We start from the raw sequence: 24342 nt of genomic DNA on the forward strand, positions 1-24342 counted from the left end.
TTCAAGCCGGAGATTTCTATCATGCGTCCAGCAGGCCGTAGCGCTAATCAGGTGCGTCCCGTCACCCTGACCCGTAATTACACAAAACACGCTGAAGGCTCCGTGCTGGTCGAATTCGGTGATACCAAAGTGCTGTGCACTGCCTCTATTGACGAAGGCGTTCCGCGTTTCCTGAAAGGCCAGGGCCAGGGCTGGATCACCGCTGAATACGGCATGCTGCCGCGTTCTACGCACACGCGTAACGCGCGTGAAGCGGCAAAAGGCAAGCAGGGCGGCCGGACGATGGAAATTCAGCGCCTGATTGCCCGTGCGCTGCGCGCAGCGGTTGACCTGAAAGCGCTGGGCGAATTCACGATTACTCTCGACTGCGATGTACTGCAGGCCGACGGCGGCACCCGCACTGCCTCCATTACCGGTGCCTGCGTGGCGCTGGCCGATGCGCTGAATAAGCTGGTCGCCGCCGGCAAGCTGAAAACCAATCCGATGAAAGGGATGGTGGCCGCGGTCTCCGTCGGTATCGTAAATGGCGAAGCCATCTGCGATCTGGAGTACATCGAAGACTCCGCCGCGGAGACCGACATGAACGTGGTGATGACCGAAGATGGCCGTATTATTGAGGTGCAGGGCACTGCGGAAGGTGAGCCGTTTACCCATGAAGAACTCCTCACTCTCCTGGCGTTAGCCCGAGGGGGGATCGAGTCCATTATCACGACGCAGAAGGCGGCGTTAGAAAATTAATGATTAAGGCGACTGAGAAGTCGCCTTTTTTTTGCGCTTTATCCTTCATCACACCTGCGAAGGGGAGCGCGCAGTCTGACAATGATGAAAAGTACCAAAGGAGCGAATCCATGAAGCCGTATCAGCGCCAGTTTATTGAGTTTGCGCTTAGCAAGCAGGTTCTTAAGTTTGGCGAATTCACGCTGAAATCCGGGCGCAAGAGCCCCTATTTCTTCAACGCCGGCCTGTTTAACACCGGGCGCGATCTGGCTCTGCTGGGCCGTTTTTATGCCGAGGCGCTGGTGGATTCCGGAATTGAGTTTGACCTGCTGTTTGGCCCGGCCTACAAAGGAATCCCAATCGCCACCACCACCGCGGTGGCGTTAGCCGAGCATCATGACCGCGATCTGCCTTACTGCTTTAACCGCAAAGAGGCAAAAACCCATGGCGAAGGCGGCAATCTGGTCGGTAGCCCGCTGCAGGGCCGGGTAATGCTGGTGGATGACGTGATCACCGCCGGTACGGCGATTCGCGAATCCATGGAGATTATCCAGGCCCAGGGCGCGCAGCTGGCGGGCGTTCTGATCTCCCTGGATCGTCAGGAACGCGGCCGCGGCGAGATCTCCGCCATTCAGGAAGTGGAGCGGGATTACGGCTGCCAGGTTATCTCAATCATCACTCTGAAAGAGCTGATTACTTATCTGGAAGAGAAACCCGAGATGGCGGAACACCTGGCGTCAGTTCGCGCCTATCGTGAAGCCTACGGCGTCTGATGATGCGCCCGGCAGCCTCGGCTGCCGGATTTCCGCTATATCAGCTTAGCGCCCTGCGCATTGACGTACAGCGAATAGATTGACGTGCTGGACGCCATAAACAGACGATTGCGCTGTTCGCCGCCAAAGCACAAGTTCGCGCAGCGCTCTGGCAGTTTAATGGTGCCGATATGCTTACCCTGAGGGTTGAAGATCCGCACGCCGTCGAGTTCTTCGTTTCCGCTTCCCCATCCGCACCACAGATTGCCGTCTGCGTCGCAGGCGATCCCATCGGCGGTACCGTTCCCACAGTCGAGATATACCCGTTTATTTTTCAGCGTATTGCCTTCCACATCCCACGCCAGAATTAAGCGGTTCGGTGTCGCCCGGCTTTCCACCACGTATAAGGTCTTTTCGTCCGGCGAGAAACACAAACCATTTGGCCCTTTTACGTCGCCCAGTACCACGCTCAGTTTGCGGCTTTCCGGCTCCAGACAATAGACGTTTTGCGGCAATTCTGATGTTGCTTTGTGGCCTTCGTAAAAACCACTGATGCCAAATGGCGGATCGGTAAACCAGATGGTGCCGTCTGACTTCACAACGATATCGTTTGGAGAATTGAGGCGATGACCCTGGTAGCTATCGGCCAGTACGGTAACAGACCCATCGTATTCGGTACGCGTAATGCGGCGGGTGTCGTGCTCGCAACTGATTAAGCGCCCCTGTCTGTCGCGGGCGTGACCATTGCTATAATTGGCCGGGTAGCGAAAGATGCTGGTTTCTCCGCTGACTTCATCCCAGCGCATGATGGTGTTATTCGGAATGTCGCTCCACAGCAGCATTCGCATGTCGCCGAACCAGACCGGGCCTTCCGCCCAGCGGAAGCCGCTGGCGATGCGTTCGACCTTTGCGCTGGCAAGCATATAGCGACGAAAGCTATCATCGACGGCCACGATGCGTGGGTCCGGATAGCGTTCAGAGGGGGCCCATGCTGCGAAGCTTTTTTGACTGACCAGTAGCGATGCGGTTGCCAACCCGCCTATCTTCAGTAAATCCCGCCGTGACGTCGCCATCAAATCTCTCCTTGTCGGGTGGTGTTGGGGGAGGGTGAAATGTTCAGCAAGCTGGATAGTAGGAAAGGAAAGCGGAAACGCGCATTGGGCAATTCAACCAATGGCCCTGGGATTTGCGACAAACTTACGCAGATTGCGAGGAGAATCATGCAGCCTGGCGGCTGCATGTGAGGATTTACTGCAGCTGTGCGGCAACCAGCGGCCAGCGGGCGTCGAAATCATCCGTCGGACGATATTTGAACTCGCTGCGCACAAAGCGCGACAGCATGCCCTCGCAGAAAGCCAGCAGCTGGCTGGCCAGCAGGGTTTCGTCGAGGGTGTAGCCTTCGCCTTCGCGCATTTTTTTCTCGCGCATCACCTGGCGTAGCTGCGCTTCGATGCGCTCAAAAAGCTGGTTGATGCGACCCTGAAGCCGGTCCTGTTCGAACATCAGCGCGTGCCCGGTGAGGATACGCGTCAGCCCAGGATTACGCTCGCCAAAGCCAAGAATCAACAGAACGATCAGGCGCAGGCGCGCGGTGGTGTCCTTTTCATCTTTCAAAATCAAATTGATGCGCGTAATCAGACTGTCCTCAATGAACTCGATCAGGCTGTCAAACATGCGGGTTTTGCTGGGAAAATGGCGATACAGCGCGGCTTCAGAGACGCCGACGGAAGCCGCCAGTTTCGCGGTGGTAATACGCTGACTACCATCGCTGGATTCCAGCATCAGCGCCAGAGATTGAAGTATTTCTTCGCGACGATTCCGTTTCGCAGTTTGCTTTTCTGCCATGTTTTAAAATACCCCTGAAAATAAGCACTTGTCAGGCAGACATCCACAACGCGACCGCAAACCAGGGCTTGCGGTAATGTTATTGCGTTATGCGCGTTGGGATGCAGATTCCGTGTTGCTGGGCTTATTTACGCCCTGAGTGACCGAAGCCGCCTTCGCCGCGGTCGGTGGCATCGAAGGATTCCACCAGGTTAAATTCCGCCAGAACGACCGGCACAAAGACCATCTGTGCGATACGTTCGCCCGGCTCGATAATAAAGCTCTGCTGACCGCGGTTCCAGACGGACACCATCAGCTGCCCCTGGTAATCGGAGTCGATAAGGCCCACCAGGTTGCCCAGGACTACGCCATGCTTATGACCCAGGCCGGAGCGCGGCAGAATCACCGCCGCCAGAGAGGGATCGGCGATATGAATCGCAAGGCCGGTCGGCAACAGCGTGGTTGCGCCCGGCGCCAGCTCTACGGCGTCGTCGAGACAGGCTCGCAGGTCAAGTCCGGCGGAGCCGGAGGTGGCATAGGTCGGCAGCGGAAATTGCTGGCCGACACGCGGGTCCAGAATCTTAACGTCGATTTTTTTCATCATAACGGGTCACGATCTCGTCGAGTAATAATTGGCCCAGGAGTTCCTTGCGCTCAAGTGGTAAGCGCTTTTCCCCATCCTGCCAAAAAAGGTGTAGTGCGTTGCTGTCGCTGTTAAAGCCCTGATTAGGCTGGGAAACATCGTTGGCGCAAATCAGGTCGAGGTTCTTGCGGGCACGTTTTTGCCGCGCATATTCTTCCACATTATTCGTTTCGGCGGCAAACCCAACGACGTAGGGGCGATGTGATTTTAGCGCCGCGACCCCGGCCACGATATCCGGGTTTTTAACCATTTTTATTGTTAATTCATCACCTTGTTTTTTTATTTTATCTTCGGCGATGACGGCGGCGCGGTAATCCGCTACCGCGGCGCAGCCAATAAAAATGTGCTGCTGCTGGGCGCCAGCCTGGACGGCCGCTTCCATCTCCAGCGCGGTAGTGACATCAATGCGCTGCACAAACGGCGGGGTCGGTAGCGATACCGGCCCGCTGATCAAGGTCACATTCGCGCCCCGCTGCGCTGCGGCGGCGGCAATCGCGAAGCCCATCTTGCCAGAGCTGTGGTTGGTGATATAACGCACCGGATCCAATGGCTCACGGGTCGGGCCCGCGGTAATCATGAGGTTGAGATGTTGCAAATCTTTGACAGGGGAGGCGAAATGCTGCGCGGCCATGTCTACGATAGTTAGCGGATCGAGCATTCTCCCCGGGCCGACGTCGCCGCAGGCCTGGCTACCGCTGTCTGGTCCCCATAGCAGCAGCCCGCGAGTAGCGAGCGTCTGCAGATTATGCTGGGTGGCCTGCGCGCGATACATCTGCTGGTTCATGGCGGGCACCACGGCAACCGGGGATGGAGTGGCAAGACAGATCGTCGACACCAGATCGTTGGCCATGCCGGCCGCCACGCGAGCGATTAAATCGGCGGTCGCTGGGGCGAGGATCACCAGGTCGGCCCATTTACCGAGCTCAATATGGCCCATTGCCGCTTCCGCCGCCGGATCGAGCAGGCTGTCGGAAACCGGATAGCCGGATACCGCCTGCAGGCTGAGTGGGGTGATGAACGCTTTTGCCGCCTCCGTCATCGCGACACGCACTTCCGCGCCGCGTTCACGCAGCCGGCGCACCAGTTCCGGGGTTTTATACGCCGCGATGCCGCCGCTGACGCCCAGGACGATTTTTTTACCCGCCAGAGTCATCATGATGTCTTCCTGTTGCCGTAGACCAGAATCCGCGCATCTTATCACAATCCTGCCGCCGTCGTGCCTCTGCCGGGCATTCACTTTGCGAGCGGCTACGCAGGGTGAAAATCGGCGGGTCGGCAGCGCCGTCAGGCTGTGCCAGGATAGGCTGATTCATCCAGGAGGGCGCATGGACGGAATGGAAAATCTGATGCCACGGGAGAAGATGCTGCAATACGGCATCGAAACGCTAACGGATGTTGAGCTGCTGGCGCTGTTTCTGCGCGTCGGCACGCGTCGTCAGGATGTGCTCAGCTATGCCCAGGCGTTACTGCAGCGTTTTGGCTCACTCTACGCTCTGCTTTCCGCTGATAAAGCGCAACTGATTGCTGTAGACGGACTGGGGCTGGCGAAATATGCCCAACTGAAGGGCATTGCCGAGCTGGCGCGACGCTATTTTAGCTCGCAGCTGGTCGAGGAGGCCGCGCTGGTCACGCCCTCGATGACGCGCGAGTTTTTACAAAGCCAGCTGACGGAAGAGGAGCGCGAGATCTTTATGGTGATCTTTTTAGATAATCAGAACCGGGTGTTGAAACATAGTCGTCTTTTTTCTGGTACTCTTAGCCACGTTGAGGTGCATCCGCGAGAAATTGTACGCGAAGCCATCAAAGTGAACGCCGCCGCCGTGATCCTTGCGCATAATCATCCCTCCGGTAGCCCGGAGCCAAGTCAGGCCGACAGACTGATTACCGAAAGGGTGATAAAATGTTGTAGATTCATGGAGATACGCGTGCTTGATCATCTGGTTATCGGCCGCGGTGCGTATGTATCTTTTGCCGAACGTGGCTGGATTTAGCCCCGAACTGGCGATCCTTCGGGATCTTTGTCTGTTCGGGACTTGAGCACATCGCCGAGTCAGCGTATACTACGCCACCTTTGAGAATCTCGGGTTTGGCATTTGGGCCTGGCAGTCGAGAGTTCACATTGAACTGCGATGACCAGGCTGTAAAGCCTGACGAGGCGCCAATACCCCATACGAAGCTCGAGCTAATTTGATTTTTGGAGAATAGACATGTCCCGAGTCTGCCAAGTTACTGGCAAGCGTCCGGTGACCGGTAACAACCGTTCCCACGCACTGAACGCGACTAAACGCCGTTTCCTGCCGAACCTGCACTCTCACCGTTTCTGGGTTGAGAGCGAGAAGCGTTTTGTCACCCTGCGCGTATCTGCTAAAGGTATGCGTGTAATCGATAAGAAAGGCATCGATACAGTTCTGGCTGAACTGCGTGCCCGTGGCGAAAAGTACTAAGTACTTAGAGGAAATAAATCATGGCTAAAGGTATTCGTGAGAAAATCAAGCTGGTTTCTTCCGCTGGTACTGGTCACTTCTACACCACCACGAAGAACAAACGTACCAAACCGGAAAAAATGGAACTGAAAAAGTACGATCCGGTTGTACGTCAGCACGTTATCTACAAAGAAGCTAAAATCAAATAATTTTAGCCTCCTTGTATAAAAACCCCGCTTCGGCGGGGTTTTTTGTTTTTAAAACTCCCCCATATTGCTTTCACATACTCCCTTTTCAGTCACCTGTCCGTGAAGCACAATACGTCGGGTAAACGGAGGAAAATCATGCCTGAATTACCAGAGGTTGAAACCAGCCGTCGCGGCATCGAGCCGCACCTGGTTGGCGCAACCATTCTGCACGCCGTCGTGCGCAACGGACGGCTGCGCTGGCCGGTTTCCGAAGAGATTTATCGCCTGAGCGACGTTCCGGTTCTCAGCGTGCGTCGCCGCGCCAAATACCTGCTTCTGGAGCTGCCGGACGGCTGGATCATCGTCCATCTTGGGATGTCGGGGAGCCTGCGCATCCTGAGCGAAGAGCTGCCTGCTGAAAAACACGATCACGTTGACCTGGTCATGAGTAACGGCAAGGTGTTGCGCTACACCGATCCACGCCGCTTTGGCGCCTGGTTGTGGACCAGAACGCTGGAAGGCCATCCGGTACTGGCCCATCTTGGCCCGGAGCCGCTCAGCGACGCGTTCAACGCCGACTATCTCCAGCAAAAATGCGCGAAGAAGAAAACCGCGATCAAACCCTGGCTGATGGATAACAAGCTGGTGGTGGGCGTGGGGAATATCTACGCCAGTGAATCGCTGTTCTCCGCCGGGATCCATCCTGACCGGCTGGCGTCCTCGCTGTCGCGGGAAGAGTGTGAGCAGCTGGTGAAGGTGATTAAGCTGGTCCTGCTGCGTTCGATAGAGCAGGGCGGCACCACGTTAAAGGATTTCCTGCAAAGCGATGGCAAGCCGGGCTACTTCGCCCAGGAGCTACAGGTCTATGGCCGCAAGGGCGAACCCTGCCGGATCTGCGGCACGCCGGTCGTCGGGACCAAACATGCCCAGCGGGCGACCTTTTATTGCCGTCAGTGCCAGAAGTAGTTCTCAGGAACAGGAATGTTTGTCGGCCAGGTCAGCGGGCCTGCGGGTGCGCATCTGATGGGCCGGGGGCGTTTGTAGTCCAGGTCAGCGTAGCGCCATCTGGCACAAAGACCGGGACAGAGCCGGTGTGAATGACCCAGCGGCGCAGTGCTGCGCCAGCCAATATGGCTCATGTCCCGGCAGATGCGTTACTTCAACTTATTCAACAGCGCCTGATGCACATTAGCTGGCAGAAAGTGAGAAACGTCGCCCTGGTGGCGCGCCACTTCCTTCACCAGTGAGGAAGAGATAAACGACCACTCTTTGCACGGCATCAGAAACACGCTCTCAAGGGTGGGCATCAGGTGGCGGTTCATATGAGCCAGCTGCATCTCATACTCGAAATCCGCCACCGCCCGCAGGCCGCGGATCAGGATATTGGCCTGCTGCGCGCGCGCGAAATTGGCCATCAAATCACTGAAGCCGATAACCTCCACGTTCACCAGGTGGGCCGTCGCCTGCTCTGCCAGCGCAATGCGCTCATCAAGGCTGAACAACGGCTTTTTACTCGGGCTGGCGGCGATAGCCAGCACCACTTTATCGAACATACTTGCCGCGCGGGTGACAATATCGATATGACCGTTGGTGATGGGGTCGAAGGTACCCGGATAGATCGCTTTTGTGCTCATGATGACTCTTTCTCCGAGTAGCCGTGGCTCAGCGCCCACAGCTCGGTATATTTCGTAAACGTATACTGCGCGTTGACCATCGCCAGTAACCATCCCTGTTTACCGTCCAGCACCCCACCGCGCAATAGCAACGTCTTGAGGAACGCGCCCAGCGTATGGCTGAAAATCCCTGCCATCGAGGTCTTCTTGCCCTTCTGGTGACGCTCAAGCGCCCACGCGGCGGCATACGCCAGCTGTTTTTGCTGGAAGCCAGCGAAGTCGCGGCAGGTCAGGTGCAGGAGATCGCCGGTCAGCGGAATAACCTCGGCGCCCAGGCTATCCAGCGATTCATGGACCAGATTATCGTTATAGCGGTAACGGGCGCGTTCGTACAGGCGCAGGACGCGATCGGGATACCAACCGCTGTGGCGCATAAAGCGTCCGAGAAAATAGTTACGGCGGGCGATGCTGTAGATGGCGCCGCGCTGGGGGGCGTCCAGTACCTTAAGAATAGCCTGCCTGAGTTCTGGCGTGACGCGCTCATCGGTATCGATCATCAACACCCAGTCGCCGGTGGCGTAATCCTGCGCGCGCTGGCGCTGAATGCCATAGCCTCGCCAGTCGGTATGGGTATAGACCTGGGCGCCGAGGCCGCGGGCCAGCTCAACGGTGTTGTCGGTGCTGCCGGAGTCGAGGACGATAATTTCATCCGCCCAGCTAACGGAGCCCAGACAATCCGGCAGCAGGTCGGCGGCGTTTTTAGCGATCATCACCACGGAAAGCCGGTTCGACATTAATGACTCCGCTGCGGCAGGTAAGGTTGCAGTAACTGTAGCAGACGCGACAGCGCGCCCTGGTTCTGGTGCAGCACTTCCACCGCGTGACGGCCATACCACAGACGGTAATCTTCATCGGTCAGGAGCGTGGACACCTCCCTGACCAGCGAATCGGCATCGGTAATGGTGATCAGGCCATCGTCCTGCTGCAGCTTGGCGCAGATATCTTTGAAGTTGAAGGTATGCGGGCCCATCAGCACCGGAATGGCGTGCGCCGCCGGCTCTAGCGGGTTATGGCCGCCGCGCTCCACCAGGCTGCCGCCGACGAAGGCGAGGTCGGCAATGCCGTAGAGCAGCATCAGCTCGCCCATGGTATCGCCAATGACTACCTGGGTACTGGAGGAGGGGATCTCGCCGGTGCTGCGCAGAGTAAAGCTCATCCCAGCCTTTTGTACCATCTCACGGGCGTCAGGGAAGCGCTCCGGATGGCGGGGAACAAGGATCAGCAGCAGGTTCGGGAAAGTCTCCAGCAGTTTTTTATGCGCCTGGAGGATGATTTGTTCTTCACCGTCGTGGGTGCTGGTGGCAATCCAGACCTTGCGGTGTGGTGCCCATTGCCGACGCAGCGTCACCGCCCGGGCCGCCAGCTCTGGCGTGACGGAGATATCGAATTTCAGGCTGCCGGTGACCGCCAGCTGGTTGCGCTTCAGCCCCAGGGAGAGGAAGCGGTTACCATCTTCTTCATTCTGCGCGGCGATAAGCGTAATGCGGCTCAACAGGCGGCGCATAAAGCCGCCCAGTTTGGCATAGCCTTTGGCGGAACGTTCGGACAGGCGCGCGTTGGCGATCACCAGCGGGATCTTACGCTTATGCAGCGCGGCCACCATATTCGGCCACAGCTCGGTCTCCATAACGATCACCAGCTTCGGCTGCACGGTGTTCAGGAAGCGGTTCATGGCGCCGGGCAGATCGTAGGGCAGATAGACGTGATGAACATCTTTGCCAAACGCCGACATGGCGCGCTCGGAGCCGGTCGGCGTCATGGTGGTGACAGTGATCGGCAGAGAAGGGTAGCGGTGGCGCAGGGCGCGGACCAGCGGAATGGCGGCTAAGGTCTCGCCGACGGAAACGGAGTGCAGCAGAATGCCATCCGGCTCTACCTTGTTCTGACAGAAGCCATAGCGTTCCGCCCAGCGTTTGCGATAGGCAGGAGCCTTACGACTGCGCAGCAGCAGCCGCAGCCACACCAGCGGCTGAATAAGGTAAAGTAGGGTGGTATAAAGCAATTCCAAACTATTTATCCGTTCTCTGTTTTGGCGGGCAAATTCTAAGCATTTAGCCCGCGTAAAGCTATCTCTTTGGCGGAAACAGCGGGTTTTTGGTCTATCCCGCGTGGCGATAACGCTTAATACGCAGATAACGGCGTCCCAGGCGCCAGCGTAAACGGAAAGTACAGGCGTTTTTCCAGATTAACCGCCAGATACCGCGGTCGAAGAATTCGTTAATAATAACATGCTTTTTGGACTCATCTTTCATGCTATCGAAGGTATGGATGATCCCCAGGCCTTCTTTGGCGATCTGCCAGCGACAGGCGGCGATATGGCGTACTTTATCCGGGTAGCGCTGGTTAATCGCCTCCAGCATCTCCAGAATCTTCATATAGTGGCGCGCCGAACGCATCAGCGTGTCGTCGTTGTCCGGCTTATGCGACACCGACTCAGAGTGAATGTAGTAATCATAGAACTGCTGACTGGTGTACTGCACGCGCTCCGCGGCCAGCAGGGCTTCTGTGGTCCATGGGATATCCTGATGGCGCAGGCCAGGCTCGAAATGGAAGTGATGCTGGCGGATAAAGTCGTGACGATAAATATTAAGCCAGGTGACGTGCAGAAACTTCCGCGAGTCCAGGGCCTGCTTAAGCCAGACATGGCCCGGCAGCACACCCGTCGAGGGCAGGCGATCCAGTGGGAAGATCGGGTGGCTCTCGCGGCGCTTTTCGTACACATAGGTGCCGTTGCAGGTGGCGATATCGAGATGTTCTTTCTCGGCCATCTCCAGCAGCGTGCGATACATGCCCGGATAGAGTTTGTCGTCGATATCCGGAAACGCGAGATATTTGCCGCTGGCGGCGGCGAGGCCGGTATTGCGCGCGACCGAGACGCCCTGGTTTTCCTGCTCCAGCACCTGGACGTTCTGCAGCCGCTCCTGCCATTCGGCGATCACCGCCAGGCTGTTGTCTGTCGAACCATCGTTCACCAGGATCAGTTCATAGCTGTCCAGCTGCTGCTGTTCAATGCACTCAAAGAATTGCGCTAGAAATTTCTCACCGTTGTAGACGGCAGCCACGATGCTCAATAAAGGCGTTTGACTCATAAATCTTCGATCCTGGTTAACTAACGGCGTCAGGTGCGCTGCAGCTGACGGTACTGCTGACAAATGGATACGACGCTGAATTTTTCCAGCGCGGCATCGTCGATGGCCGGCGGGTTATGGTAAATGCTTTGCATCGTCTGAGCCAGCGCCGGACTGGTGAGATCCGCCAGACCGCGGGCAAGTTCGCCGGTGAGGATCTCGGTGACGCCGCCGGGGCAGCGGGTGCTGGCGACCGGGGTATGCAACAGCAGCGCCTCCACCACCACATTGCCGAATCCTTCGCTATCGGAGCTCAAAACCAGCATCCGCGCGCCTTTGATCCACGGTAAGGGGTTTTTCTGAAAACCCTTGAACCACACCCGGTCTTCAATCTCAAGCGTTTTGGCCAGCTGGCGCAGGCGTTGCTCTTGCTCCGGTTTTCCCTGGCCTAGCAGCACCAGCGGTGCGTCGATGCCGCTTTGCGCGTAGGCTTCGAGCAGGCGGTCGTGACGTTTGCCGGGATGGAAGCGGCCGACGTGAATCAGGTAGTCGCCGTCCGGGCGCTCGCTGTCGGCTTCCGCTCCGGCGCGCAGGGCGGCGATATCGAAGGGATTGTAGATGGTTTTCAGCTGTGCCGGGCGCAGGGCAAACTCTTCCACCAGATCTCGCCCCACCGCGTCGGAAACCGTCACCACGTTGCGACCCTGATAAATTCGCTTAATTTTCTGCTGCTTCATCCAGCGGTCAAAGCCGGTGCGGTGCCCGAGATAGGAGGCCGAAAAGACGCCGTGCAGACAGAACCAGACGTTACGCTCGCGCAGCGCCCGGCTGCGGGCGACGATGCGGTCGGTTTTGTGCAGGTTGGAGAGCACAAGGTCAAATTGCCCCTGCTGTTCGGCCCGCACGACTGCGGCGTCCAGCTGGCGGGCGCGGCGGGACAGCTCGGTCAGCTTGCGCCACGGTTTACGGCAGCGATCGGCAACTACCTGGTAGTCGAGCCCCTCGGGCAATGGGTACTCGCAGACATCGCGCAGCGAAATGAGCGACACCCGATCGCCGTCGCGCAGGAACTGTGCCGCCAGGGTCAGAACCACTTTTTCCGCGCCGCCGCCGGGTAAGCCGTCAATCACAAATAAGATGCGCATCGTTAATTCACCAGATCCTGATAAAGAGAAAGCAGCTGGGTTGAGAGTCGCTCGCTGGTGCAGGCCATAATGCGCTCGCGGGCGTGACCGCCTTCCGCGGAGCCCAGCGCGCGCGCGGGCAGGGCCATTACCGCCTGCTGTAGCGCCGGGATATCCAGAGCGTCGCAGACGTAACCATTGTGGCCGTCGACGATAAACTCCGCCCCGCCGCAGCCGGTAGTGGTGATCACCGGCAGACCGCAGGCCATCGCTTCGAGAATGACGTTGGGGAACGGATCGTAGAGGGTGGGCAGCAGCAGACCATCGGCCATTTGATAGAAGGGCAATGTCTCCGACTGCATGCCGAAGAAGCGCACCCGCGCTTCACAGTTCAGGCTCTTCGCCAGCGCCTGATAGCGAGGCTGATCCTTATCTTTGCCGACCACCAGCAGGTAGCGATCGGTGGGAGCGATGGCGCGGATCGCCGCCGCCAGTCCCTTGCGCTCAAAGCCGGAGCCGACGTAGATCAGGCAGGTCGCCTGCAGCGGTAGCTGCCATTTGGCGCGTAAGGCGGCAAAGGTGTCTTCGTCCGGCGGCAGGAAGCGCTGGTTGTCAATGGCGTTGTAAATAACGTGGATCTTCTCCGCCGGCAGGCCAAAGTCTTCGATAATCTCGCGCTTGATCATCTCGGCGTTGCAGATCACCCCGCGCAGGTGTGAGTCTTCATACATCTCGCGTTCCGCCTGCATGACGTAGCGGTGGTAACGGTCGGCGAACAGCAGGCGGCTTTTCCAGGCCGGTAAAATGCGCGAGCGCTGCTGCAGCCAGCGGCGATGAACGCCATCGCCAGCGCGGTAGAGATCGCAGCCGGGAATACGTTCATGGCTCTGCACCAGGTCGAAGGACTCGCGCTGCCAGAGCGCGCGCGCGGCGTTGGCAAAGCCGCGCTCGCGGCTGATGCGCCCCCATTTACGTGGGTTACAGATATGGATCTGCCAGTCCGGTTTCACCGGCCCCTGCCATTCGCGGGTGATGACGTTCAGTTGCAGATGACTGCTGTCGAGGGCTTCCAGCGCGCGGGAGACAAACCGTTCTGCGCCGCCGTCCGGGCGGTACTTCTGCCGCACCAGAGCCAGCCTGAATTTACTCATGCCAGTACCTTTTTCGCCGCCGCGATCACGGCGTCGGTAGGAATTAAATCAAGATAACGTTCGTCGGTGTTGGTGTTGATAGCGTCCGGATCGGGCAGCGGACCGAAGTCGCCGGCCCAGATCACCTCGCCTTTCGCCTGCCACGGACGCCAGAAGGTCAGCTTCGAGGGACCGAACAGGGCGACCAGCGGAGTGCCAAGGGCTGCAGCCATATGCATCGGCACCGAGTCGACGCCGATAAACAACCGGGCATGATCGATCACCGCCGCCAGCTGGCGCAGCGTTAACTGGCCGGCTAAAGAGTGTAGTCGCGCCTGCGGGCAGCCGGCGATGATGGTATCCACCATCTTCTTCTCTCTTGCATCGGGGCCGGAGGTGAGCACCACCGCGTATCCTTCGGCGGACAGCGCGTTGATCAGGGCGCTCATCCGATCTTCGCGCCAGCATTTAAAGAACCAGCGCGACGTCGGCTGGATGACGATGTAGTGTTCCCGGAAGTCCTCCGGCAGCAGGGCGCGGCTGGCGGCCCAGTCTGCTTCGCTGTAGCCCATCCGCGCCGGCGCATCGTTCAACTGGAGACCGAGCGGAGCGAGAATAGAGAGATTCTGCTGTACCGTATGCAGCTGGTTGTGCTGTTGGGTGGAGGCCAGCGCGGTGTGGCAATAGCGCCAGACCGGGTGGCGGCGCTTCGGAAAATCAAAACCAATCCGCGTCGCGGCGCCGGTCAGTTTGCTGATAACCGCGCTCGGCCACTGGTCGGCCAGGTTAAGCACCATATCGTACCGCTGCTGGCGCAGCGTCTGAATGAGCTGCCATTGCATCTTCAGCTGATACCTTTTTCCCTGCTTTTTCCAGCGGCGATCGAGACCATAAATATGGTGGATATCGGGGTTGGCTGCGAGCATATCCCGGGTCTCTTCATACAACAGGACATCCACGCTGGCGGCGGGGTACTGCTGTTTCAGCGCGTGAATAAGCGGCGTGATCAGCAGCATGTCGCCATGATGGCGCAGCTTAATGACCAGGATCCGCGCCGGGTTCAACGGGCCGCGGGAGAGGGTTTCAGGCGTCATACTCTGTTCTTCATCCAGGATAAGGGTTCCGATTCTAGGGGATCAGACAGATTGAGAGAAGCGTTGTATTGCTCTACCATGACCCGATACGTATGGCCTGAGGACGTTTTCGTGCACAATCCCGCATTTCTCATCACGATTGATACAGAGGGCGATAACCTCTGGCAAAAACATGACAGCATCACCACCGAGAATGCGCGTTATCTTCCGCGTTTTCAGCAGCTTTGCGAAAAGTATGGCTTTAAACCGGTCTATTTGACCAACTATGAAATGGCCATCGATCCCTTTTATATCGAATTCGCCAGAGACGTGATTGCCCGCGGCACCGCGGAAGTCGGCATGCATCTGCATGCGTGGAACAGCCCGCCGACCGAGCCGCTGACCGCAGATGACTGGCGCCATAAGCCTTATCTTATTGAATACAGCGACGCTATGATGCGTGAGAAGGTCGACTATATGACGCGTCTGCTGGAGGATACCTTCCAGACCAAAATGGTTAGCCATCGCGCCGGGCGCTGGGCTTTTGACGAGCGCTATGCGCGTCTGCTGGTGGAGTACGGGTATCAGGTGGATTGCTCGGTGACCCCGCGGGTGAACTGGAAGACCGCCAAGGGGGCGCCGCAGGGCGATGGCGGGACCGATTATCGCCGCTTTCCGCAGCATGCCTATTTCCTCGATGAAAATGACATCAGCCGCGAGGGCCACTCGCCGCTGCTGGAAGTGCCGATGAGCATCCAGTACAAGCACTCAGCGTGGATGAACAGCGTGAAGCAGGGCTACGACCGCCTGCGCGGCAAAGTGCGATCCCCCTCCGTACACTGGCTGCGACCGATGGGCGGCAATGTGGAGACGATGAAAAAAGTCGTCGAACAAACGTTGACGCAGGGCAATGACTACGTGGAATATATGCTCCACTCTTCAGAGTATATGCCCGGCGGCAGCCCCACGTTCCAGAATGAACGGGATATTGAGCGTTTATACGCTGACCTCGAAGCCTTTTTTAGCTGGCTGGCGCCGCAGGTGAAGGGCATGACGCTGGCAGAATATTACCAGCGGAAAATTACACAGCGCTAACACAGCTCAAGGTACCGTATGCGTATCCTTAAACAATTAACGCGGAAAAAGAATGCTTTTTTCCGCGGCATTAAATTTAATTTAATTAACTATCGATACAGAAATAAGCCGGCGCGTAAAGCCTTCGACCCAGCGGCTGTGCGCCGCGTGCTGCTATTGCGTCTGGATGATAAAGTCGGTGATATGGTGGTCACGACCGGCTGCGCCAGAATACTGGCCGAACGGGGATATCAGGTTTCGGTGTTAACCGGACCAATATGCAGCGAAATATTAGCAGGCTCAGAATTCATTCAGCAAGTATATTTATATCGGCCCCGCATGTCCTTAAATACGTTGCGGGCGGCGGGTTTTGATGCGGTTATCGATTTTGATGACGTGACCAGCTATGAACGCTTTAAATTACTCGCCGATTTACGGGCGACCAGCGTGATTGGTTTTAATAAAGAGCCCTATAAACTTTACGATCACTCAATCGCTTTTTTTGACGGCAACAGCCATATTTCCCTGCGCTATAAGCAGGTGGTGAAGCTGTTTGGCATCGTTGACGACCGCCCGTATCACTATCATCTCCCCGGCTGCCGCCATGAGCGGGAGAAAGTGGCCCGCTTGCTTTCTCAGGCCGGAGAGGTCGAACTGCGTATCGCCATTAACCCTTTTACCGCCTCCGAGGATAAAGACTTCTGTCGTCACCAGGTGGCGACCCTGGTCGAGCGGCTACATGCTCTGCCTTACCGGGTCTGTATCGTGATGGTGGGGCGCAGTGAAAAAATCCGCCAGCTGGGGCTGGATATGGCGCTGTACATCGCCGACAGCACCATCAACTCCGCCGTAGAAGTGATCCGCAGCTGTGATTTAGTCATTACGCCGGACACCTCGATCGTGCATATTGCCCGGGCTTTCGATAAGCCGATGGTGGCGGTCTATAACAAACGCAAACTCAAGAATACCGGGCTGCCCGGCTATCACATCTGGGCGCCGGGCTATGACAAGGCGAAGCAGATAGTCTGTGAAGAAGCGAATGTCGCCGATGTGGCGATTGAGTCGGTGTGGCCCGTGATTAAAGAGCAGGCCGACCGGCTGGTCGCCGCCCGCAGTTAATTTAAAAAGTTAATATAAAAAGGGCCGCTGACGGCCCTTTTTGTTAGCGTTTTTCCGCCAACCCTTTGCTGAGCGCAATGCCCAGCGGCAGCCAGAACAGCACCCAGGTTTCCCGGGGATTGCTGATGATAAACATCCCCTGCGAGGCCATAAACACCAGCGCGTAAAACAGGATCGCCAGACTGTAGCGGCTGTCGGTATGGCGCTTGCGCCACGCCTGCCATAGCCCGCAGGCAATGATCGCCAACAGCAGCAGTAACCCCACGATGCCGCCTTTCAGCAGGGCGCCCATATACACACTGTGGGTGGTGGTGATGTGCTCGCCGCTGTAGTTGATGAAATCCAGTTCATAGCTGAAACCGCGCCCCAGCCACGGCTGGCTGGCCATCTCCGACAGCGTATGGTGCCAGATGCTCAGGCGCAGCCCGCTTTGGGTGCCCAGCTCCTCGAAACGGGCGAGCAGCATGTCGCCCACCGGCGTCATGACCAAAAGCAGCGCTACCAGCACGGCCAGCGCCGCGGCGATCAGCAGGTTGCGGCGGGTGAAGACGTGCAGGTGCAGCGTACAGCCGACCGCCAGCACCAGGGCGATGATCGGCCCGCGGCTTTGGGTGAGCAGCAGCATCACCAGCATGATGACCACCGGCAGATAGAGCCAGTGGCTGGCTTTTTCTTTCAGTAGCATGCCGCAAATTAAAATGCCGATGCCGCAGTAACCGGCAAGGTCGATAACGTTCGTTGGTCCGGGGTTCTCGGGGGAGACCGCTCGTTCGGTGAGAACCAGCGTATGGTCGATAATCAGCGTCCACAGGGAGAGCACGGTGATCCCGCCGACCACCGCCAGCATCGCCAGTCGGCGGGTTCGTCCGTCCCTGAGCAGCATCGTCATCAGCAACAGATACCCGGTCAGATACACGCCGTGGGTGATCGGCGAGTCAATATGCTGCGGCGTATGGCCCCACACATTACTGAGGGCGTAATAGATAAAGAAAGCCGCCAGCAGCGTCCAGGTCTGCCACTGCTCGCGTAACACCCCGGCCAGCGCCTGGCGGTTTTCCTGGCGTACCAGCGACAGCAATAGCAGCAGGATCGATAAATGCAGCAGATTATTGGTCCGGGTGGACATGCAAAAAATCGCGCTGAAAAATAAAAACAAAGGAAAGACAATCGAGTAACCCTGTCTGGCGAAGTTACTCACTTTTAAAGTACTCATTAAACGCAACCTTTTCGAAGATAGTATCCGGCACAGCGCTTTCTGGGGAAAAATTAATCACCCGAATCTGGCGTTGCTGCAGTACCTGCGCGGCATGCGCAAAGGAGGGCATGACGAGGGTATCCACTTTTGTTGCCAGGTAAGAAGGCAATTTTTCTTGTTGTGTTTCGTAGAATCGCGGCTGGTTAAAGTTGGTCATATCCAGGCCGCTCACCAGGATAGTATTGAAGCCCAGCCAGGCGAGAATTTGCAGCGCCCAGTAGACCACCGTGCCGGCATCAAAGATGCCCTGGCGAATATCGGTGCTAAAACAGATATCCGGGCGCTGAGGATGAAAGCACATCGCCGCATTCTGCTGGTAAGTGCGCTTTATCGCTTCGCTGGCGACTTTCGGCTGGTAAATCTTATAGCAACCGTCCTCAATCAACGCCAAACGGCAGCGCAGCGCGTCCCCATAGCGATCGACGATTTTGGCGATCCCGTGCATGGTGGTGAACAGCAAAATATCCGGCTGGCTGACAATGGCGCGGATAATGTCCGGCTTCTTATCGAAAAATTCCATGTCGACGATGGTATAGAGCGAAAAGTGCAGCCGGTCGGCAAGATGCCAGGCGCCATTGACGCCCATCACCGGGATCGTTTTCGACAACAGGGAAAAATCGATATTGCGGGTTGAGGGGCCGGTGGCGGTCAGCAGGACTTCGCCCTGCATACTGTTTTTCAGCGCGCTCAGGCTGACCAGCGGCACCGTTTTCCCTTTATAGCGTAACGCGCTGATTTCGCCGCTTGGCGCGCGCGTAATACGGGTAAAAGGCCACAGATTTTCATTGTGGCGATACGCGCGAGGGCGCGTATAGCGGTAGATCTGCTTAAACAGGGATCCCATCAGAGCAGCCCCTGATTTTGCAGGAGAAGATGAATCCGGCTGGCCGCAATATCGCCGGTGCTAGCGCTGTTTTCCGGCCGCACGATATGCTGGTTTTTACCGTATCCGCCAATCAGCCCCGGGTCGGTCGGGCCGTAGAGCGTAAAGTTCGGTTTATCCAGCGCGGCGGTCAGATGGCTCAGCCCGGTATCGACCGAGACGACGGCCCGGGCGCCGGCCAGAACCTGCGCTACCTGCTCAAGGCTCATGCGCGGCAGCACTTCAACATACTCCCGGCCTTCCGCCAGCCGCTTCGCCCGCGCCTCTTCGTGCGGGGCGCCCCACGGCAGCTTAATGTGGACGCCGCTGTCGGCCAGCAGGTCGAGAAGCTCCTGCCAGCGGGTTTCCGGCCAGTGCTTATCGTCGCGGGTGGTGGCGTGCAGAAACACCAGATAGGGCGCGGCAGCGCTAGCCTCGTGCTGCAGGAAATGGCGCGCAATGGCGTAATCCCCCTGGGTCTGGGGTTTCGCGTAGCCAAGGCTTTTGGCGAACAGCTCACGGGTACGCTCCACCGCGTGCTGTTGTTTCGCGATATGGTGGCGGCGGTTGTAAAACAGGCTCGCCAGCGGCTCGCGGGCCGTTTGCCAGTCCATACCGTGCTTGACGCCGTGCGCCAGGCGAGTAACCAGCGCGGCGCTTTTTACCAGCCCCTGGGCGTCGATGATGGCGTCATACTTTACCGCCTGAACGGCCTCGCGAAAGGCTTGACGCTCGGCTTTGATCGGCGCGGAGAACCAGGCTTTGCGCCAGCGGCGGATCGCCACCGGGATCACCCGCTCGACGCTTTTATGCCAGGAGGGGATCTGCGCGAAACCCTCTTCAACCACCCAGTCGAAGCGGATGCCGGGGATAGCCTGCGCGGCGTCGGTTAGCGCGGGCAGCGTGTGCAGCACGTCGCCCATGGAGGAGGTTTTAACGATCAATACCCGCATCCGTTACGCTTCCTCGTGCTCGGTTTTTTCCGCTAACAGTTCGTTTAGCTCTTGCAGGACGCGTTCTGGGGTGATGTCGATCAGGCTCTGATGATAGCCTTCGGCGGCATCGCCTTTGCGCACCTTGTGGTAGCCGGTAATCAGACGGATAACCCGCGCTTTATGCGACAGCGGCGGGGTAAAGTCCGGACTGCTCGGGCCATACAGCGCCACCAGCGGGCGGTCCAGCGCCGCGGCGACGTGCATCAGCCCCGAATCGTTAGTCACTACAGCTTTACAGGCGGCGATCAGAATGACCGCCTGCTCCAGCTTGGTTTCACCCGCCAGATTACGGCACCAGGCCTGCTGCTCGCTGCTGAGGGCGGCGATGATCTCTTTGCCGGCCTCGTTATCTTTCGCCGAGCCGAATAACGCAATCTGATAGCCATCGTCGATAAGCTTTTTCGCCAGCGCAGCATAATGATAGTGCGGCCAGCGTTTGGCCGGGCCGAACTCCGCGCCGGGGCAGAAGCCGACGATCGGCCGATCGTTGGACAGGTTAAAGGCGCTGCAGGCCTGCGACTTTTCCCCTTCGTTGACCTGCAGCTGCGGCCACAGCAGCGGCTGCGGCAGATCTTTGGCGCAGCGCATCACGCCGTTGTCGTAGGCCAGCGCCACGTAGCGTTCCACCATCAGCGGCCAGGCGTCTTTGTCCAGCACTCGGGCGTCGTTGAGCAGGCCGTAGCGCATCTCGCCGCGCCAGCCGGTGCGCAGCGGGATATTGGCAAAGAAAGGGACTAATGCCGATTTAAACGAGTTCGGCAGCACGTAAGCGCGATCGTAGCGACGTTCGCGCAGGCTGTGGCCGAGCTTGCGGCGTTCGCCGATAGCCAGCGCGCCGTGACCCAGCGGCATCGGGATCGCTTCGTTCACTTCCGGCATGCGCGAAAGCAACGGACGGCACCAGGCTGGCGCCATCACGTCGATAATCGCCTGGGGATAGCGCGCCCTGAGCGTACGATAAAGACTTTGCGACATCATCATGTCGCCCACCCAAGACGGGCCTACCACCAATATTTTCATGCTTGTTTCTTACGCGTCGCGGTTTAGCCAGGCCATATATTCCGTTACGCCTTCAGCAACGGTTTTGAACGGTTTGTCATAGCCCGCTTTGCGCAGGTTAGTCAGATCCGCCTGAGTGAACGCCTGGTAGCGGCCTTTCAGTTTGTCCGGGAACGGGATGTACTCGATGCTGCCTTTTTTGTGGTACGCCAGGGTCGCATCGGCAACCGCCTGGAAGGATTCCGCACGGCCGGTGCCGAGGTTGAAGATGCCGGAAACGCCGTTTTCCCAGAACCACAGGTTGACGTCAGCCACGTCGCCCACGTAGACGAAGTCGCGCTTGAAGCCGTCGCTGCCTTCGAACAGTTTCGGGCTTTCGCCATTATTCAGCTGGGTATTGAGGTGGAAAGCGACGCTCGCCATGCTGCCTTTGTGGCCTTCGCGCGGCCCGTAGACGTTAAAGTAGCGGAAGCCGACGATCTGCGAATTGGCTTCCGGCAGGATCTGGCGGACGTATTCGTCGAACAGGAATTTGGAGTAGCCGTAAACGTTCAGCGGCTGTTCGTACTCGCGGGACTCGATGAAGTCGCTGGTGCGTCCGCCATAGGTGGCCGCGGAGGAGGCGTACAGGAACGGGATTTCGCGCTCCAGGCAGTAGTGCAGCAGCTCTTTGGAGTACTGATAGTTGTTGTCCATCATGTACTTACCATCCCACTCGGTAGTGGAAGAGCACGCGCCTTCGTGGAAGATTGCTTCGATTTCACCGAACTCTTCACCCGCCATAATCTGGATCAGAAAGTCTTCTTTATCCATGTAGTCAGCGATGTTCAGGTCAACCAGGTTTACAAACTTGGTGCCGTCTTTCAGATTGTCGACAACCAGAATGTCGGTGATGCCTTTGTCATTCAGCGCTTTAACGATGTTGCTGCCGATAAAGCCTGCGCCGCCGGTAACGATGATCATAACTGTACCTTTGAAGTTGGGAGCCCGGAGACAATCCGGACATGAATGCTCTTATCATATCACCACATGAGCAAGCCTACAGCCATTCGCAGAATAAGGTGCTGGGCTGACGTGATTTATGCTGCAAATAATTCATTCAGGCCTGCATCATCTCGTATCAGCGTATAGCTTTGGGTAATATGTGCCAAATTTTGCCGAATCTGGAGAGTTGCAATGCGTGGTGATTTCTACAAACAGTTAACTAGCAATCTGGAGACCGCTCGGGCCGAAGGGTTGTTCAAAGAAGAGCGCATCATCACCTCGGCGCAGCAGGCGGACATTACCGTCGGCGACAGCCACGTGATTAACTTCTGCGCCAATAACTATCTGGGTCTGGCGAACCACCCGGAACTGATTGCCGCGGCGAAATCCGGCATGGACAGCCACGGTTTCGGGATGGCCTCGGTACGCTTCATCTGCGGCACCCAGGATACGCATAAGCAGCTGGAGAAGAAGCTGGCCGATTTCCTCGGTATGGAAGACGCGATCCTCTACTCCTCCTGCTTCGACGCCAACGGCGGCCTGTTTGAAACGCTGCTCGGCCCGGAAGACGCCATTATCTCCGACGCCCTGAACCATGCCTCGATCATCGACGGCGTGCGTCTGTGTAAAGCGAAGCGCTTCCGCTATGCCAACAACGATATGCAAGAGCTGGAGGCGCGTCTGAAAGAAGCTCGCGAGGCCGGCGCGCGTCACGTGCTGATCGCCACCGACGGCGTGTTCTCGATGGATGGCGTGATCGCCAACCTGCAAGGCGTTTGCGACCTGGCGGATAAATACGATGCGCTGGTGATGGTCGATGACTCCCACGCCGTCGGCTTCGTCGGCGAAAACGGCCGCGGCTCCCACGAATACTGCGATGTGATGGGGCGCGTCGATATCATCACCGGCACGTTGGGTAAAGCGCTGGGCGGCGCCTCCGGCGGCTACACCGCCGCGCGCAAAGAGGTGGTTGAGTGGCTGCGCCAGCGCTCCCGTCCGTATCTGTTCTCCAACTCTCTGGCGCCGGCCATCGTGGCCGCCTCCATCAAAGTGCTGGAGATGGTTGAAGAGGGGGCAGACCTGCGCGATCGCCTGTGGGCTAACGCGCGTCTGTTCCGCGAAAAAATGACCGCGGCAGGCTTCACGCTGGCCGGCGCCGACCACGCCATCATTCCGGTGATGCTGGGTGAGGCGGTGGTGGCGCAGAACTTTGCCCGCGAGCTGCAGAAAGAAGGGATCTATGTCACCGGCTTCTTCTATCCGGTGGTACCGAAAGGCCAGGCGCGTATTCGCACCCAGATGTCGGCGGCGCATACCCCTGAACAAATTGAGCGTGCGGTGGAAGCCTTTACCCGCATCGGCAAACAACTGGGCGTCATCGCCTAATAAGGGTATGAGATGAAAGCGTTATCCAAACTGAAAGCGGAAGAAGGCATCTGGATGACCGACGTACCGGAACCGGAAGTCGGCCATAACGATCTGCTGATTAAAATCCGCAAGACCGCCATTTGCGGGACCGACGTGCACATCTACAACTGGGATGAGTGGTCGCAGAAGACCATTCCGGTGCCGATGGTGGTCGGTCACGAATATGTCGGCGAAGTGGTGGGGATTGGTCAGGAAGTGCGCGGCTTTAAGATTGGCGACCGCGTCTCCGGCGAAGGGCATATCACCTGCGGCCACTGCCGTAACTGCCGCGCGGGCCGCACCCATCTGTGCCGCAACACCATCGGCGTGGGCGTCAACCGCCCGGGCTGCTTTGCTGAGTATCTGGTGATCCCGGCCTTTAACGCCTTTAAAATCCCCGACAATATCTCTGATGACCTGGCGTCTATCTTCGACCCGTTCGGCAACGCGGTGCACACCGCGCTCTCCTTCGATCTGGTCGGGGAAGACGTGCTGGTTTCCGGCGCCGGTCCGATCGGCGTGATGGCGGCGGCGGTAGCGAAACACGTCGGCGCGCGTAACGTGGTGATCACCGACGTCAACGAGTACCGTCTTGAGCTGGCGCGCAAAATGGGCGTTACCCGCGCGGTGAACGTGGCCAAAGAGAACCTTAATGACGTGATGGTCGAGCTGGGGATGACCGAAGGTTTCGATGTGGGTCTGGAGATGTCCGGCGCGCCGCCGGCGTTTCGCAGCATGCTGGATACCATGAACCACGGCGGCCGTATCGCGATGCTGGGTATCCCGCCGTCGGATATGTCCATCGACTGGACCAAGGTCATCTTCAAAGGGCTGTTTATCAAAGGTATCTATGGTCGCGAAATGTTCGAAACCTGGTACAAGATGGCGGCGCTGATCCAGTCTGGTCTGGATCTCTCACCGATCATCACCCACCGCTTCGGCATTGATGACTTCCAGAAAGGTTTTGACGCGATGCGCTCCGGCCAGTCCGGTAAAGTGGTTTTGAGCTGGGACTAACCCCCCATGCTGGCG

26 protein-coding genes are annotated in these 24342 nt (G+C 57.9%); 10 read left to right on the forward strand and 16 right to left on the reverse strand.

Going from position 1 to position 24342, the window contains the following annotated elements; genetic code table 11:
• Positions 1 to 21 precede the first annotated feature (21 nt).
• Both rph and pyrE read left to right on the forward strand, forming a co-directional pair.
• A complete protein-coding gene (gene rph, locus HMPREF3140_RS16010) occupies positions 22 to 738 on the forward strand; it encodes a ribonuclease PH (RefSeq protein WP_002922602.1) in 717 nt (238 codons plus the stop codon).
• Between the two features lie 110 nt (positions 739 to 848).
• Positions 849 to 1490, forward strand: coding sequence for an orotate phosphoribosyltransferase (gene pyrE / locus HMPREF3140_RS16015; protein WP_002922600.1), 642 nt, complete (start codon positions 849 to 851; stop codon positions 1488 to 1490).
• A gap of 35 nt (positions 1491 to 1525) precedes the next feature.
• On the opposite strand, the gene HMPREF3140_RS16020 is transcribed toward pyrE, so the two are convergent.
• The 4 genes from HMPREF3140_RS16020 to coaBC form a co-directional block, all read right to left on the reverse strand.
• On the reverse strand, positions 1526 to 2542 hold the full coding sequence (locus tag HMPREF3140_RS16020) for an SMP-30/gluconolactonase/LRE family protein (RefSeq protein ID WP_077253739.1): 1017 nt from the start codon (positions 2540 to 2542) through the stop codon (positions 1526 to 1528).
• A 175-nt stretch (positions 2543 to 2717) separates the two neighbouring features.
• The gene (slmA, locus tag HMPREF3140_RS16025; RefSeq protein WP_002922598.1) at positions 2718 to 3314 is read right to left on the reverse strand and encodes a nucleoid occlusion factor SlmA; all 597 of its coding nucleotides are present in this window, start codon (positions 3312 to 3314) and stop codon (positions 2718 to 2720) included.
• Positions 3315 to 3438: 124 nt separating this feature from the next.
• The gene (gene dut / locus HMPREF3140_RS16030) at positions 3439 to 3897 is read right to left on the reverse strand and encodes a dUTP diphosphatase (protein ID WP_021463354.1); all 459 of its coding nucleotides are present in this window, start codon (positions 3895 to 3897) and stop codon (positions 3439 to 3441) included.
• Positions 3875 to 5089: a bifunctional phosphopantothenoylcysteine decarboxylase/phosphopantothenate--cysteine ligase CoaBC gene (coaBC, locus tag HMPREF3140_RS16035; protein WP_004188117.1), complete on the reverse strand. Its 1215-nt coding sequence runs from the start codon at positions 5087 to 5089 to the stop codon at positions 3875 to 3877. Before coaBC ends, dut begins: the two co-directional genes overlap by 23 nt.
• A 172-nt stretch (positions 5090 to 5261) precedes the next feature.
• Here coaBC and radC point away from each other — a divergent pair, with 172 nt between their 5' ends.
• The 4 genes from radC (at position 5262) to mutM (ending at position 7513) form a co-directional block, all read left to right on the forward strand.
• A complete protein-coding gene (gene radC / locus HMPREF3140_RS16040; RefSeq protein ID WP_002922589.1) occupies positions 5262 to 5927 on the forward strand; it encodes a RadC family protein in 666 nt (221 codons plus the stop codon).
• A 216-nt stretch (positions 5928 to 6143) separates the two neighbouring features.
• Positions 6144 to 6380 (forward strand): 50S ribosomal protein L28, encoded by a 237-nt coding sequence (gene rpmB / locus HMPREF3140_RS16045; RefSeq protein ID WP_000091955.1) that lies wholly within the window; start codon positions 6144 to 6146, stop codon positions 6378 to 6380.
• A gap of 20 nt (positions 6381 to 6400) precedes the next feature.
• A complete protein-coding gene (gene rpmG, locus HMPREF3140_RS16050; protein ID WP_002922510.1) occupies positions 6401 to 6568 on the forward strand; it encodes a 50S ribosomal protein L33 in 168 nt (55 codons plus the stop codon).
• Between the two features lie 135 nt (positions 6569 to 6703).
• A complete protein-coding gene (gene mutM, locus HMPREF3140_RS16055; protein ID WP_004173907.1) occupies positions 6704 to 7513 on the forward strand; it encodes a bifunctional DNA-formamidopyrimidine glycosylase/DNA-(apurinic or apyrimidinic site) lyase in 810 nt (269 codons plus the stop codon).
• A 188-nt stretch (positions 7514 to 7701) separates the two neighbouring features.
• On the opposite strand, the gene coaD is transcribed toward mutM, so the two are convergent.
• The 7 genes from coaD to rfaQ form a co-directional block, all read right to left on the reverse strand.
• Positions 7702 to 8181: a pantetheine-phosphate adenylyltransferase gene (coaD, locus tag HMPREF3140_RS16060; RefSeq protein ID WP_032412585.1), complete on the reverse strand. Its 480-nt coding sequence runs from the start codon at positions 8179 to 8181 to the stop codon at positions 7702 to 7704.
• Positions 8178 to 8954, reverse strand: a complete 777-nt coding sequence (locus HMPREF3140_RS16065) for a glycosyltransferase family 2 protein (RefSeq protein WP_002922500.1) — start codon at positions 8952 to 8954, stop codon at positions 8178 to 8180. Before HMPREF3140_RS16065 ends, coaD begins: the two co-directional genes overlap by 4 nt.
• Complete coding sequence (gene waaA, locus HMPREF3140_RS16070; RefSeq protein WP_070553039.1) at positions 8954 to 10228, reverse strand: lipid IV(A) 3-deoxy-D-manno-octulosonic acid transferase; 1275 nt, start codon at positions 10226 to 10228, stop codon at positions 8954 to 8956. The genes HMPREF3140_RS16065 and waaA overlap by 1 nt, the downstream gene beginning before the upstream one ends.
• A 91-nt stretch (positions 10229 to 10319) precedes the next feature.
• Entirely contained in the window at positions 10320 to 11309 is a 990-nt protein-coding gene (locus tag HMPREF3140_RS16075) for a glycosyltransferase (RefSeq protein WP_002922498.1), read from the reverse strand.
• 29 nt (positions 11310 to 11338) lie between these two features.
• Positions 11339 to 12433, reverse strand: a complete 1095-nt coding sequence (locus tag HMPREF3140_RS16080) for a glycosyltransferase (RefSeq protein ID WP_032412582.1) — start codon at positions 12431 to 12433, stop codon at positions 11339 to 11341.
• 2 nt (positions 12434 to 12435) lie between these two features.
• Positions 12436 to 13563, reverse strand: a complete 1128-nt coding sequence (locus HMPREF3140_RS16085) for a glycosyltransferase family 4 protein (protein WP_032412579.1) — start codon at positions 13561 to 13563, stop codon at positions 12436 to 12438.
• Positions 13560 to 14636, reverse strand: coding sequence for a putative lipopolysaccharide heptosyltransferase III (gene rfaQ / locus HMPREF3140_RS16090; protein WP_004181527.1), 1077 nt, complete (start codon positions 14634 to 14636; stop codon positions 13560 to 13562). The genes HMPREF3140_RS16085 and rfaQ overlap by 4 nt, the downstream gene beginning before the upstream one ends.
• 111 nt (positions 14637 to 14747) lie before the next feature.
• Here rfaQ and HMPREF3140_RS16095 point away from each other — a divergent pair, with 111 nt between their 5' ends.
• Both HMPREF3140_RS16095 and HMPREF3140_RS16100 read left to right on the forward strand, forming a co-directional pair.
• On the forward strand, positions 14748 to 15710 hold the full coding sequence (locus tag HMPREF3140_RS16095) for a polysaccharide deacetylase family protein (RefSeq protein WP_002922494.1): 963 nt from the start codon (positions 14748 to 14750) through the stop codon (positions 15708 to 15710).
• An 18-nt stretch (positions 15711 to 15728) separates the two neighbouring features.
• Positions 15729 to 16808, forward strand: a complete 1080-nt coding sequence (locus HMPREF3140_RS16100; protein WP_002922472.1) for a glycosyltransferase family 9 protein — start codon at positions 15729 to 15731, stop codon at positions 16806 to 16808.
• A gap of 43 nt (positions 16809 to 16851) precedes the next feature.
• Here the strand turns inward: HMPREF3140_RS16100 and HMPREF3140_RS16105 are convergent, their stop codons facing one another.
• The 5 genes from HMPREF3140_RS16105 to rfaD are packed head-to-tail and all read right to left on the reverse strand — an operon-like array spanning position 16852 to position 21882.
• Positions 16852 to 18021: an O-antigen ligase family protein gene (locus HMPREF3140_RS16105; protein ID WP_004164973.1), complete on the reverse strand. Its 1170-nt coding sequence runs from the start codon at positions 18019 to 18021 to the stop codon at positions 16852 to 16854.
• Complete coding sequence (locus HMPREF3140_RS16110) at positions 17999 to 18907, reverse strand: sugar glycosyltransferase (protein WP_002922468.1); 909 nt, start codon at positions 18905 to 18907, stop codon at positions 17999 to 18001. Before HMPREF3140_RS16110 ends, HMPREF3140_RS16105 begins: the two co-directional genes overlap by 23 nt.
• Positions 18907 to 19878, reverse strand: coding sequence for a lipopolysaccharide heptosyltransferase RfaC (gene rfaC, locus HMPREF3140_RS16115; RefSeq protein ID WP_032412576.1), 972 nt, complete (start codon positions 19876 to 19878; stop codon positions 18907 to 18909). The genes HMPREF3140_RS16110 and rfaC overlap by 1 nt, the downstream gene beginning before the upstream one ends.
• A gap of 3 nt (positions 19879 to 19881) precedes the next feature.
• Positions 19882 to 20940, reverse strand: a complete 1059-nt coding sequence (gene rfaF, locus HMPREF3140_RS16120; RefSeq protein ID WP_032412574.1) for an ADP-heptose--LPS heptosyltransferase RfaF — start codon at positions 20938 to 20940, stop codon at positions 19882 to 19884.
• 9 nt (positions 20941 to 20949) lie between these two features.
• Positions 20950 to 21882 carry an ADP-glyceromanno-heptose 6-epimerase gene (gene rfaD / locus HMPREF3140_RS16125; RefSeq protein WP_002922463.1) on the reverse strand — a complete coding sequence of 311 codons (933 nt, stop codon included), beginning with the start codon at positions 21880 to 21882 and terminating at the stop codon, positions 20950 to 20952.
• Positions 21883 to 22095: 213 nt separating this feature from the next.
• On the opposite strand from rfaD, the gene kbl reads away from it, so the two are divergent.
• Together kbl and tdh are read left to right on the forward strand one after the other, a co-directional pair.
• Complete coding sequence (gene kbl, locus HMPREF3140_RS16130) at positions 22096 to 23289, forward strand: glycine C-acetyltransferase (protein WP_002922462.1); 1194 nt, start codon at positions 22096 to 22098, stop codon at positions 23287 to 23289.
• Positions 23290 to 23301: 12 nt separating this feature from the next.
• Positions 23302 to 24327 carry an L-threonine 3-dehydrogenase gene (gene tdh, locus HMPREF3140_RS16135; protein WP_004901345.1) on the forward strand — a complete coding sequence of 342 codons (1026 nt, stop codon included), beginning with the start codon at positions 23302 to 23304 and terminating at the stop codon, positions 24325 to 24327.
• The last annotated feature ends 15 nt before the right edge of the window (positions 24328 to 24342 follow it).

Source organism: Klebsiella sp. HMSC16A12, from assembly GCF_001808265.1.
Classification (GTDB): Bacteria; Pseudomonadota; Gammaproteobacteria; order Enterobacterales; family Enterobacteriaceae; genus Klebsiella; species Klebsiella pneumoniae.